The organism is uncultured Veillonella sp. (assembly GCF_963522475.1).
GTDB lineage: Bacteria > Bacillota > Negativicutes > Veillonellales > Veillonellaceae > Veillonella.
In genome coordinates, this window is the sequence record NZ_CAUQYW010000024.1 from 1 (window position 1) to 10,222 (window position 10,222).

21 protein-coding genes and 1 pseudogene are annotated in these 10,222 nt (G+C 40.9%); all 22 read left to right on the top strand.

The genetic code is table 11. The annotated features are described in order from the left end of the window. A pseudogene (locus RWP19_RS09070) lies at positions 1–89 on the top strand (50S ribosomal protein L4); the annotation flags it as partial. Beyond that, a complete protein-coding gene (rplW, locus tag RWP19_RS09075) occupies positions 89–373 on the top strand; it encodes a 50S ribosomal protein L23 (protein WP_005376990.1) in 285 nt (94 codons plus the stop codon). The pseudogene RWP19_RS09070 and the gene rplW, both read left to right, overlap by 1 nt. Positions 374–399: 26 nt before the next feature. Next, on the top strand, positions 400–1,230 hold the full coding sequence (gene rplB, locus RWP19_RS09080) for a 50S ribosomal protein L2 (RefSeq protein WP_005377128.1): 831 nt from the start codon (positions 400–402) through the stop codon (positions 1,228–1,230). 23 nt (positions 1,231–1,253) lie between these two features. After that, positions 1,254–1,535, top strand: coding sequence for a 30S ribosomal protein S19 (gene rpsS, locus RWP19_RS09085; RefSeq protein ID WP_060923779.1), 282 nt, complete (start codon positions 1,254–1,256; stop codon positions 1,533–1,535). Positions 1,536–1,547: 12 nt separating this feature from the next. Then, complete coding sequence (gene rplV / locus RWP19_RS09090; protein WP_004695112.1) at positions 1,548–1,883, top strand: 50S ribosomal protein L22; 336 nt, start codon at positions 1,548–1,550, stop codon at positions 1,881–1,883. Between the two features lie 16 nt (positions 1,884–1,899). Then, positions 1,900–2,565: a 30S ribosomal protein S3 gene (rpsC, locus tag RWP19_RS09095; protein WP_302411916.1), complete on the top strand. Its 666-nt coding sequence runs from the start codon at positions 1,900–1,902 to the stop codon at positions 2,563–2,565. After that, complete coding sequence (rplP, locus tag RWP19_RS09100; RefSeq protein ID WP_004695114.1) at positions 2,565–3,002, top strand: 50S ribosomal protein L16; 438 nt, start codon at positions 2,565–2,567, stop codon at positions 3,000–3,002. Before rpsC ends, rplP begins: the two co-directional genes overlap by 1 nt. Continuing rightward, positions 2,992–3,195, top strand: coding sequence for a 50S ribosomal protein L29 (gene rpmC / locus RWP19_RS09105; protein WP_004695115.1), 204 nt, complete (start codon positions 2,992–2,994; stop codon positions 3,193–3,195). Before rplP ends, rpmC begins: the two co-directional genes overlap by 11 nt. A gap of 39 nt (positions 3,196–3,234) precedes the next feature. Continuing rightward, on the top strand, positions 3,235–3,495 hold the full coding sequence (gene rpsQ, locus RWP19_RS09110; protein WP_005385504.1) for a 30S ribosomal protein S17: 261 nt from the start codon (positions 3,235–3,237) through the stop codon (positions 3,493–3,495). A gap of 24 nt (positions 3,496–3,519) precedes the next feature. Continuing rightward, complete coding sequence (rplN, locus tag RWP19_RS09115) at positions 3,520–3,888, top strand: 50S ribosomal protein L14 (protein ID WP_005376994.1); 369 nt, start codon at positions 3,520–3,522, stop codon at positions 3,886–3,888. 18 nt (positions 3,889–3,906) lie between these two features. Then, positions 3,907–4,227 carry a 50S ribosomal protein L24 gene (rplX, locus tag RWP19_RS09120; protein ID WP_005385506.1) on the top strand — a complete coding sequence of 107 codons (321 nt, stop codon included), beginning with the start codon at positions 3,907–3,909 and terminating at the stop codon, positions 4,225–4,227. A gap of 23 nt (positions 4,228–4,250) precedes the next feature. Further along, on the top strand, positions 4,251–4,790 hold the full coding sequence (gene rplE, locus RWP19_RS09125) for a 50S ribosomal protein L5 (RefSeq protein ID WP_314357409.1): 540 nt from the start codon (positions 4,251–4,253) through the stop codon (positions 4,788–4,790). Between the two features lie 16 nt (positions 4,791–4,806). After that, complete coding sequence (rpsN, locus tag RWP19_RS09130; RefSeq protein ID WP_005377140.1) at positions 4,807–5,076, top strand: 30S ribosomal protein S14; 270 nt, start codon at positions 4,807–4,809, stop codon at positions 5,074–5,076. 27 nt (positions 5,077–5,103) lie between these two features. Next, on the top strand, positions 5,104–5,490 hold the full coding sequence (gene rpsH / locus RWP19_RS09135; protein WP_004695128.1) for a 30S ribosomal protein S8: 387 nt from the start codon (positions 5,104–5,106) through the stop codon (positions 5,488–5,490). Between the two features lie 24 nt (positions 5,491–5,514). After that, positions 5,515–6,060, top strand: a complete 546-nt coding sequence (gene rplF / locus RWP19_RS09140; protein WP_039968986.1) for a 50S ribosomal protein L6 — start codon at positions 5,515–5,517, stop codon at positions 6,058–6,060. A 17-nt stretch (positions 6,061–6,077) separates the two neighbouring features. Then, complete coding sequence (gene rplR / locus RWP19_RS09145; protein WP_005382771.1) at positions 6,078–6,458, top strand: 50S ribosomal protein L18; 381 nt, start codon at positions 6,078–6,080, stop codon at positions 6,456–6,458. A gap of 18 nt (positions 6,459–6,476) precedes the next feature. After that, on the top strand, positions 6,477–6,980 hold the full coding sequence (gene rpsE / locus RWP19_RS09150; protein ID WP_004695136.1) for a 30S ribosomal protein S5: 504 nt from the start codon (positions 6,477–6,479) through the stop codon (positions 6,978–6,980). Between the two features lie 14 nt (positions 6,981–6,994). Then, on the top strand, positions 6,995–7,174 hold the full coding sequence (gene rpmD / locus RWP19_RS09155; protein ID WP_004695138.1) for a 50S ribosomal protein L30: 180 nt from the start codon (positions 6,995–6,997) through the stop codon (positions 7,172–7,174). 22 nt (positions 7,175–7,196) lie between these two features. Beyond that, positions 7,197–7,640: a 50S ribosomal protein L15 gene (gene rplO / locus RWP19_RS09160; protein WP_005381674.1), complete on the top strand. Its 444-nt coding sequence runs from the start codon at positions 7,197–7,199 to the stop codon at positions 7,638–7,640. A gap of 1 nt (position 7,641) precedes the next feature. Continuing rightward, positions 7,642–8,904, top strand: a complete 1,263-nt coding sequence (secY, locus tag RWP19_RS09165; RefSeq protein WP_005377189.1) for a preprotein translocase subunit SecY — start codon at positions 7,642–7,644, stop codon at positions 8,902–8,904. A 12-nt stretch (positions 8,905–8,916) separates the two neighbouring features. After that, a complete protein-coding gene (locus tag RWP19_RS09170; RefSeq protein WP_004695145.1) occupies positions 8,917–9,480 on the top strand; it encodes an adenylate kinase in 564 nt (187 codons plus the stop codon). Between the two features lie 3 nt (positions 9,481–9,483). Next, a partial coding sequence (gene map, locus RWP19_RS09175; RefSeq protein ID WP_314357410.1) for a type I methionyl aminopeptidase occupies positions 9,484–10,222 on the top strand: 739 nt, incomplete at its 3' end.

Consider the following 10,222-nt stretch of genomic DNA (forward strand, 5'->3'; position numbering starts at 1 on the left):
AAGGTATGAACATTTTCGATCTTCTTCATTACGATAAGCTCTTCATTACTAAAGGCGCTGTCGCAAAAATTGAGGAGGTACTTGGATAATGCAATTACATGATGTACTAATCCGTCCGGTTATTACCGAAAAATCCACAAAGCTTATGGAAGAAAACAAATACACGTTCCGCGTGCCTTTGACTGCAAATAAAGTGCAAATCCGTCAAGCTGTTGAAAAAATCTTCAATGTAAAAGTAGAAAAAGTAGCTACTATTCGCGTATTAGGCAAAACTAAACGCATGGGTCGTACACAAGGTAAACGTAGCGATTACAAAAAAGCTATCGTAACTTTAAAAGCTGGCGAATCCATTACATTATTTGAAGGTGTCTAAGAGTCTAGTTGTAAGGAGGCCCACTAATGGCAATTAAATCATTTAAACCGTACTCCGCTGGTCGCCGGTTTATGACAGTATCCGCCTTCGACGAAATCACAGCAAGCAAACCAGAAAAATCTTTGTTAGCTAAGATTTCCCAAAAAGGTGGTCGTAATAATACTGGTAAAATGACAGTTCGTCACCAAGGTGGCGGTCATAAACGTCAATACCGTATCATTGACTTCAAACGTACTAAAGATAATATCCCAGCTAAAGTAGCAACAATCGAGTATGATCCTAACCGTTCTTCTCGTATCGCTTTGCTTAACTACGCTGATGGTGAAAAACGTTATATTTTAGCTCCTAACGGCTTAAAAGTTGGTGACGTTGTATTCTCCGGTCCTGAATCTGATATTAAACCTGGTAACTGCTTACCATTGGCTAATATCCCAGACGGTACTCAAATCCACAACATCGAATTAAAAATCGGTAAAGGCGGTCAAATCGTTCGTTCCGCTGGTACATCCGCTCAATTGATGGGTAAAGATAATGGCTATGCTATTCTTCGTTTACCATCTGGCGAAATGCGCCGCGTACGTCAAGAATGCCGTGCAACTGTAGGTGTTGTAGGCAACGCTGAACACAGCAACCTAGTAATTGGTAAAGCTGGTCGTCATCGTTGGATGGGCGTTCGTCCTGGTAACCGTGGTGTTGTAATGAACCCTTGTGACCATCCACATGGTGGTGGTGAAGGTAAATCTCCTGTTGGTCGTAAACATCCTGTTACACCTTGGGGCAAACCAGCACATGGTGTTAAAACTCGCGACAAGAAAAAAGCTTCTAACAGCTTAATCATTAAACGTCGTACAAAATAGGATAAAGGAAAGGAGATAAAATAGTGTCCAGATCTATTAAAAAAGGCCCTTTCGTAGCAGATCATTTGCTTAAGAAAGTTGAAGCTTTAAACGAAACTAACGAAAAGAAAGTTGTAAAAACCTGGTCCCGTGCCTCTACTATTATCCCAAGTTTTGTAGGCCACACAATTGCTGTGCATGATGGTCGCAAACATGTACCTGTATTCATTACAGAAGATATGGTAGGTCATAAATTAGGTGAATTCGCTCCTACACGTACTTTCAAAGGTCACGGTAAGGACGAAAAATCTACAGGCAAAAAATAGGAGGAATAATTAATGGAAGCAAAAGCAATCGCTAGACATATCCGAATCGCGCCTCGTAAAATCCGTATCGTTGCTGATTTAGTGCGCGGTAAAAACATCGGCGAAGCATTTGCCATCTTGAAGTTCACTCCGAAAGTTGGCGCTGATGTAGTAGAAAAAGTTATGCGTTCTGCAATCGCAAACGCTGAACATAATTTCGATATGAATGTTGACAATCTTTACGTATCCGAGATCTTTGTTGATCAAGGCCCTACATTAAAACGCATTCATCCTCGTTCCCGTGGTCAAGCTTTCAAAATTTTGAAACGCACTAGCCATGTAACAGTAGTAGTTAAAGAAAGAGCTTAAGAAGGAGGGAAACAGAGTGGGTCAAAAAGTTAATCCACACGGTTTGCGTGTCGGTATCGTAAAAGATTGGGACGCAAAATGGTATGCAGATAAAGATTTCGCTGCTAATCTTCATGAAGACGTAAAAATTCGTAACTTCTTGAAAGAAACCCTTTTCATTGCTGGTATTTCCCGCATTGAAATCGAGCGTACAAATAAACGTATTAAATTGACTATCCACACTGCAAAACCAGGTATGGTTATCGGTCGTGGTGGTGCTGGTATCGAAGATATCAAAAAAGCAATGACTCGTTTCACTGATAAACAAGTTGACGTAAACATTGCAGAAATTAAACAAGCAGACATGGATGCAGTTCTTGTTGCAGAAAATATTGCTGGCCAATTGGAACGCCGTATCGGTTTCCGTCGTGCAATGAAACAAGCTGTTGGTCGTACAATGCGCTTAGGTGCAAAAGGTATCAAAATCATGGTTAGCGGTCGTCTTGGTGGCGCTGAAATCGCTCGTAGCGAATCCTACCGTGAAGGTTCCATTCCATTGCACACACTTCGTGCAAATATCGACTACGGTACTGCTGAAGCTCATACAACTTATGGTTGTATCGGCATTAAAGTATGGATTTACAAAGGTGAAGTTTTGCCAGAAGCAAAACAACCTGCTAAGAAGGAAGAAGGTGGCAAGTAATGCTTATTCCAAAGCGCGTAAAACATCGTAAGCAATTCCGCGGCCGTATGAAAGGTCGTGCTATGCGCGGTAATACAGTGTCTCATGGTGAGTTCGGCTTGGTAGCATGCGAACCATCTTGGATCACTAACCGTCAAATCGAAGCTGCCCGTATTGCTATGACTCGTTATATCAAACGTGGTGGTAAAGTATGGATTAAAATTTTCCCTGACAAACCAATCACAGCTAAACCAGCTGGTACTCGTATGGGTTCCGGTAAAGGTTCTCCTGAATACTGGGTAGCAGTGGTTAAACCAGGTCGTGTAATGTTTGAAATGGACGGTGTGCCAGAAGCTACAGCTCGTGAAGCTATGCGTCTTGCAAGCCATAAACTTCCAATCAAATGCAAATTTGTTGTTAAGGGTAAAGAATTGGGTGGTGACGTAAATGAAGGTTAATGACATTCGCAATATGAGCGCTGCCGAAATGGAACAAAAAGTTTCCGGTCTTAAGGAAGAGTTATTTAACCTCCGTTTTCAGCTTGCAACAGGTCAATTAGAAAATCCTATGCGCATTCGTGAAGTTAAGAAGACAATCGCTCGTATTAAAACTGTACAACGTGAAGTTGAACTTAAATCTGAAAACGCATAATAACAGATTTGTTAAAGGTTGAAAAGGAGGCTTAAAATCGTGGCAGAAGAAAGAAACGTACGTAAAGTCCGCGTAGGTAAAGTTGTTAGCGACAAAATGAATAAAACTGTTGTTGTTGCTGTAGAACGTAAAGTACCTCACGCATTATATAACAAGCCAATGGTTAGCACTAAACGCTTCAAAGCTCATGATGAAAATAATGAGTGCCAAATTGGCGATACAGTTAAAATTGTAGAAACTCGTCCACTTTCTAAAGATAAATGTTGGAGAGTTGTTGAAATTCTTGAAAGACAAAAATAAGAGTGATGTAAGGAGGAATAGACGATGATCCAGCAACAAACAATTTTGAATGTTGCCGACAACACTGGTGCAAAACGTATTATGTGCATCCAAGTCATGGGCGGTTCTTATCGCAAATTCGGCAATATCGGTGACGTAATCGTTGCTTCTGTAAAAGATGCATCACCCGGTGGCGTTGTCAAGAAAGGCGACGTAGTCAAAGCTGTTATTGTTCGTTCTAAAAAAGGTATCCGCCGTCAAGACGGTTCCTATATCCGTTTCGATGAAAACGCAGCAGTAGTTATTAAAGAAGATAAAACCCCTCGTGGTACTCGTATCTTCGGACCTGTAGCTAGAGAACTTCGTGAAAAAGACTTCATGAAAATCGTTTCCTTAGCTCCAGAAGTATTATAAGAAGGAGGAACGCAGCATATGGCTAAACTACAAATCAAAAAAGGCGATACAGTTGTTGTTATCTCCGGTAAAGATAAAGGTAAGCAAGGTACAGTAATTGCTACTGAACCTAAAAAAGAACGCGTATTTGTTGAAGGCGTAAACACTGTAAAACGTCACACAAAACCTTCTCAAGCTAACCCACAAGGCGGCATCGTTACTAAAGAAGCTGGTATCCATGTTTCTAACGTAATGATCGTTGACCCAGAAACTAAAACAGCTACTCGTATCAAAAAAGTTGAAGGTAAAGACGGTAAATTCGTTCGTGCAACTGTTAAATCCGGTACAGTACTTAAATAATCAGGAAAGGAGGAGCTACATAAATGTCTCGTTTATTTGAACAATACAACTCTGAAATTAAAAAGAGTATGCAAGAAAAATTCCAATACGGCAACGTAATGGAAATTCCTAAATTGGAAAAAATCGTTATCAACATCGGCGTTGGCGATGCTGTAGGCAATGCAAAAGCTTTAGAAGCTGCAGTTAATGACTTAACAATTATTGCTGGTCAAAAACCTGTAATCACAAAAGCTAAAAAATCTATTGCGAACTTTAAAGTTCGTGAAGGCATGGCGTTGGGTACAAAAGTTACTCTTCGTGGCGAACGCATGTATGAATTCCTTGATAAATTGATCAATGCGGCATTACCTCGTGTACGTGACTTCCGCGGTATCAGCGCAACAGCATTTGATGGCCGTGGTAACTACGCTTTGGGTCTTAAAGAACAGCTCATCTTCCCTGAGATCGAATATGATCAAGTAGAACGTGTTACTGGTATGGATATCATCGTAGTAACAACTGCTAAAACAGATGAAGAAGCTCGTGAATTGTTGACTCAATTCGGTATGCCTTTTGAAAAATAATAGGAGGAACATATAGATGGCTAAAAAATCTATGATTGAACGCGAAAAGAAACGCGCTAAAATCGTTGAAAAATATGCAGCTAAACGTGCAGCGTTAAAAGCAGCAGGTGATTATGAAGGCTTGTCCAAATTACCAGCAAACGCATCCCCAACACGCTTACACAACCGTTGCAACTTAACTGGTCGTCCTCACGGCTATATGCGCAAATTCGGTATCAGCCGTATTGCGTTCCGTGAATTGGCGTACAAAGGACAAATTCCTGGTGTTAAAAAAGCCAGCTGGTAATATTAGACGAGAGGAGGTTTTTAGATTATGGTAATGACCGATCCTATCGCGGATATGCTTACGCGCATCCGTAATGCAAATGCTGCACTTCATGAAACGGTAAACATTCCTGCATCTAGAATGAAAGCAGCTGTTCTTGACATCCTTTTACAAGAAGGTTTCGTAAAGAACGTAGAAAAAGAAGAAAACACTTTAAAAGTAACTTTGAAATATGGTTCCAATAACGAAAAAGTTATTACAGGAATTAAACGTATTTCCAAACCTGGTTTACGTGTTTACGCGAAAAAGGAAGAACTTCCTCGTGTACTTGGTGGTTTGGGTATCGCAGTTATTTCTACATCCAAAGGCGTTATGAGCGACAAACAAGCTCGTAAAGAAGGTCTTGGTGGCGAAGTAATCGCATACGTTTGGTAATAGTAGCAATAGGAGGTAGAAATAATGTCACGTATCGGTAGAATGCCTATCGAAATCCCTGCAGGCGTTACTGTTACATATGATAACCATCATATGAACGTAAAAGGTCCTAAAGGTGAATTATCTCGCGATTTGCATCCAGATATGAATATCACTGTTGAAGGTAACACAATTACAGTAGCTCGTCCTTCCGACAATAAAGCTCATCGTTCCCTTCACGGTTTGACTCGCGCTCTTGTTGCTAATATGGTAACAGGCGTATCTGAAGGATTCACAAAAACTCTTGAAATCAACGGTGTTGGTTACAGAGCGGCTAAACAAGGCAATAAATTAGCTCTTACACTTGGCTTCTCTCATCCAGTAGAAATGGAAGCTCCAGCTGGTATTACAATTGAAGTTCCAGCTCCTAACAAAATCGTTGTTTCTGGTGCAGACAAAGAAGTTGTAGGCGCAGTAGCAGCTGATATCCGTAAATGGAGAAAACCTGAACCTTACAAAGGTAAAGGTATCCGCTATGAAGGCGAAGTTGTTCGTCGCAAAGCTGGTAAAGCTGGTGCAAAAGGTAAATAGTAATATCATCTATATGAATGAAAGGAGTGAATATCTTGCCTCGTAAATCTAGTAGAAACATCGCTCGAGCAAAACGTCATCTTCGTATTCGCCGCCATATTTCTGGTACGGCAACTTGTCCACGTTTGAACGTATATCGCAGCTTGAGCAACATTTACGCTCAAGTTATCGATGACGTAGCAGGTACAACATTAGTAGCTGCTAGCTCTTTAGATAAAGATTTAAACTTATCCTATGGTGGTAACATTGCTGCTGCTAAAGCTGTTGGTGAAGCAGTTGCTAAAAAAGCTATCGCTAAAGGTATTGACACTGTAGTGTTTGACCGTGGTGGTTACATTTATCATGGTCGCGTAGCAGCACTTGCAGAAGGTGCTCGTGAAGCAGGCTTAAAATTCTAAGAAGGAGGAACTATAGACATGGCGAGAATTGACTACACCAGTCTTGATCTTAAAGAAAGAGTAGTATTCATCAACCGCGTAGCCAAAGTAGTTAAAGGCGGTCGTCGTTTTTCCTTCAGCGCTCTTGTAGTTGTTGGTGATGGCAACGGTTATGTAGGCGTTGGCTTAGGTAAAGCAGCGGAAGTACCAGAAGCAATTCGCAAAGGTATTGATGATGCTAAGAAAAATATTGTAAACGTAGCAATTAAAAATGGTACAATCCCTCACAGCGTAACAGGCGTATTCGGCGCAGGCCGCGTATTCTTGAAACCAGCTGCTGAAGGTACTGGCGTTATCGCTGGTGGCCCTGTTCGTGCCGTATTGGAATTAGTAGGTGTTCGTAACATCTTGACTAAATCTTTGGGTTCTTCTAACCCTAACAATATGGTTCGCGCTACAATCGAAGGTTTGAAAGATTTAAAACGCGCTAGCGAAGTTGCAGAACTTCGTGGTAAGACCGTTGAAGAAATTTATAACGCGTAATAAGGAGACAAGAAATGGCACAAGTTAAAGTAACATTAACAAGAAGCTTAATCGGTCGTCCTGAAGATCAACGCGCGACAGTTAAAGCTTTGGGCTTGAAAAAAACTAATTCTCAAGTCGTAAAAGAAGTAACACCACAAATCGAAGGTATGCTTCACAAAGTTAGACATTTAGTAAAAGTTGAAGAAGTTTAATACTGATAAGGAGGTGCACTGAATGAAACTTCATGAATTACAACCAGCTGCTGGTTCCAAAAAAACTCGTACTCGTGTAGGCCGTGGTTTAGGTTCTGGCTTGGGTAAAACATCTGGTCGTGGTCAAAAAGGTCAAAACTCCCGTTCTGGCGGTGGCGTTCGCTCCGGTTTTGAAGGCGGCCAAATGCCTCTTTATCGTCGTTTACCAAAACGTGGTTTCAACAACGTTTTTGCTAAACAATATGCTGAAGTTAACGTAGAACAATTGAACCGTTTTGAAGACGGTGCAACAGTTGATCCAGTAGCTCTTATTGAAGCTGGTATTTTGAAAAACGTACGCGATGGCATCCGCATCTTAGGTAATGGTTCTTTGGAAACTAAAAACCTAACTGTTATTGCTAACGGCTTCACTAAATCTGCTGAAGAAAAAATCACAGCAGCAGGCGGAAAAGTAGAGGTGATCTAGTTTGCTAGATAGCCTCTCAAACATCTTTAAGATTACCGAGTTACGTAATAAGATTTTGTACACATTGATGATGTTTGCCGTGTTTAGAGCCGGCATTCACATCCCTGTACCTGGTGTAGATGCATCTGTAATTGAATCTTTGTTTACATCCGGTAACCTATTCGGTCTATTAGACTTGTTTGCTGGTGGTGCGCTAAGTAAGTTCTCTATCTTTGCAATGAGTATTACACCTTACATTAATGCTTCCATCATCATGCAACTACTTCAAGCTGTAGTTCCACAGTTTGAAGCGTGGAGTAAAGATGGTGAAGAGGGCCGTAAAAAAATTGCGAAGGTAACTCGTTATGGTACGGTTGTTTTAGGTTTTGTCCAAGCCTTTGGCATGGCGTTTGCACTACGTGCAAATTCCGCTCTCGTAAATAATGATATCCTTAGTGTATTTGTTGTAGCTATTATCCTAACAGCAGGCACATGCTTATTGATGTGGATTGGCGAACAAATCACAGCATATGGCATTGGTAATGGTATTTCCTTGATTATCTTTGCTGGTATCGTAGCTCGTTTACCAGATGGTCTTCAAACCATTTACCAATATATACAAACTGGAACAATTAACATGTTCCAAGCATTCTTATTTGCTGTAATTGCAATTGCAATGATTGCTGTTGTAGTAGCAGTTACGCAAGGCCAACGTCGTATTCCGATTCAATATGCTAAACGCGTAGTTGGTCGTAAAATGTACGGTGGTCACTCTACATTCTTGCCGTTGAAAGTCAATCAGGCAGGTGTAATTCCAATTATCTTTGCGTCATCTGTGTTGATGTTCCCTGTAACGATTGCGCAATTTATTGAAAACGATTTCGTTCATAAAATTGCAGATTTATTCACATGGGGAACGCCGTTACAAACGGCATTGTATGCAATATTGATTTTTATCTTTACATACTTCTATACTGCAATCTCTATCAACATTACAGATATGGCAGATAATATGAAAAAATACGGTGGTTTTATCCCTGGTATTCGTGCGGGTAAACCTACTGCTGATTATGTGGATAACGTGATGACCAAGATTACATTGGCTGGTGCTGTATTCTTAGCTATCGTCGCTATCATACCGAATTTCCTCGGTACGATTACAGGCGTGCAAGGTGTATACTTTGGTGGTACAGCTCTCTTGATCGTTGTAGGTGTAGCACTTGATACAATGCAACAAATTGAGTCACTTATGGTAACACGCCACTATAAGGGCTTTGTAAAATAGGAGGGAAACAGAATGTATATTTTATTAATGGGACCTCCTGGTGCTGGTAAAGGCACACAGGCAGCTCGACTTATTGAAAAATACGGTATTCCCCAAATTTCAACAGGTGATATGTTCCGCGCTGCGATTAAGAACGAAACACCTCTTGGAGTTGAGGCTAAGAAATACATCGATGCTGGTCAATTGGTACCAGACAGTGTAACTGTTGGTATCGTACGTGATCGCTTGGTGAAAGATGACTGCAAATCTGGATTTATTCTTGATGGATTCCCAAGAACTACAGCTCAAGCTGTGTCTTTGGATGCAATCCTTAAAGAATTAGGAATTTCTTTGGACGCTGTGCTTAACTTAAATGTTCCTTCCGAGGAATTAGTTAAACGTATTAGCGAACGAGCTGTTCTAGAAAATCGTGCTGATGATAACCCTGAAACAGTACAGAAACGTCTAGCTGTGTACGAAGAATCTACTAAACCTTTAATTGACTACTACCGCAATAGCGGTTTGTATCAAGAAATCAATGGTTTACAAGATGTAGACGCAGTATTTGCTGACATCATTAAGGCTTTGGAGAAATAATCTATGATTATTTTGAAATCGTCCCATGAAATTGAATGTATCCGCAAGGCAAGTAAGCTTACAGCAGACACGTTGTCCTTGTTAGTAGAAAAGGCTAAACCTGGCATCACGACGCTTGAGTTAGATACAATTGCCGAAGAATATATTCGCAGCCACGGTGGTATACCAAGTTGTAAAGGGTACTATGGGTTCCCTGCTACAATCTGTGCTTCTATCAATGAAGAAGTTGTTCATGGTATTCCGAGCGCTAAGCGTAAGCTTAAAAACGGTGATGTCCTCAGTATTGATCTTGTAGCATCTATTGATGGATATCACGGCGATTCGGCTGTGACAATTCCAATTGGTCATGTCAAACCAGATGTGATGAAATTGTTAAAAGTAACAGAGGAAAGTCTGTTCAAGGGAATCGAACAAGTGAAAGTTGGCAACCATATCGGTGCTATCGGTCACGCTGTTCAAACGTATTGTGAGAAACATGGTTACGGTGTCGTTCGCGACTTCGTTGGTCATGGTTTAGGCCGTGAAATGCATGAAGATCCACAAATTCCAAACTATGGTAATCCGGACCACGGTCCTGTGATGAAACCAGGTATGGTATTGTGTATTGAACCAATGATTACATTAGGTTCTTATAAAGTTCGTGTGTTGGGTGATGACTGGACGGCAGTTACCATTGATGGTAAACCAGCTGCTCATTTCGAACATACAGTGGTTGTTACAGAAAACGGCCCTGAAATATTAA

Excerpts from the sequence above, each read along its gene's own strand:
- rplW (WP_005376990.1), top strand. The coding sequence starts at position 89 with ATGCAATTACATGATGTACTAATCCGTCCGGTTATTACCGAAAAATCC.
- rplB (WP_005377128.1), top strand. The coding sequence starts at position 400 with ATGGCAATTAAATCATTTAAACCGTACTCCGCTGGTCGCCGGTTTATG.
- rplV (WP_004695112.1), top strand. The coding sequence starts at position 1,548 with ATGGAAGCAAAAGCAATCGCTAGACATATCCGAATCGCGCCTCGTAAA.
- rplP (WP_004695114.1), top strand. The coding sequence starts at position 2,565 with ATGCTTATTCCAAAGCGCGTAAAACATCGTAAGCAATTCCGCGGCCGT.
- rpmC (WP_004695115.1), top strand. The coding sequence starts at position 2,992 with ATGAAGGTTAATGACATTCGCAATATGAGCGCTGCCGAAATGGAACAA.
- rplN (WP_005376994.1), top strand. The coding sequence starts at position 3,520 with ATGATCCAGCAACAAACAATTTTGAATGTTGCCGACAACACTGGTGCA.
- rplX (WP_005385506.1), top strand. The coding sequence starts at position 3,907 with ATGGCTAAACTACAAATCAAAAAAGGCGATACAGTTGTTGTTATCTCC.
- rplE (WP_314357409.1), top strand. The coding sequence starts at position 4,251 with ATGTCTCGTTTATTTGAACAATACAACTCTGAAATTAAAAAGAGTATG.
- rpsN (WP_005377140.1), top strand. The coding sequence starts at position 4,807 with ATGGCTAAAAAATCTATGATTGAACGCGAAAAGAAACGCGCTAAAATC.
- rpsH (WP_004695128.1), top strand. The coding sequence starts at position 5,104 with ATGGTAATGACCGATCCTATCGCGGATATGCTTACGCGCATCCGTAAT.
- rplF (WP_039968986.1), top strand. The coding sequence starts at position 5,515 with ATGTCACGTATCGGTAGAATGCCTATCGAAATCCCTGCAGGCGTTACT.
- rplR (WP_005382771.1), top strand. The coding sequence starts at position 6,078 with ATGAAAGGAGTGAATATCTTGCCTCGTAAATCTAGTAGAAACATCGCT.
- rpsE (WP_004695136.1), top strand. The coding sequence starts at position 6,477 with ATGGCGAGAATTGACTACACCAGTCTTGATCTTAAAGAAAGAGTAGTA.
- rpmD (WP_004695138.1), top strand. The coding sequence starts at position 6,995 with ATGGCACAAGTTAAAGTAACATTAACAAGAAGCTTAATCGGTCGTCCT.
- rplO (WP_005381674.1), top strand. The coding sequence starts at position 7,197 with ATGAAACTTCATGAATTACAACCAGCTGCTGGTTCCAAAAAAACTCGT.
- RWP19_RS09170 (WP_004695145.1), top strand. The coding sequence starts at position 8,917 with ATGTATATTTTATTAATGGGACCTCCTGGTGCTGGTAAAGGCACACAG.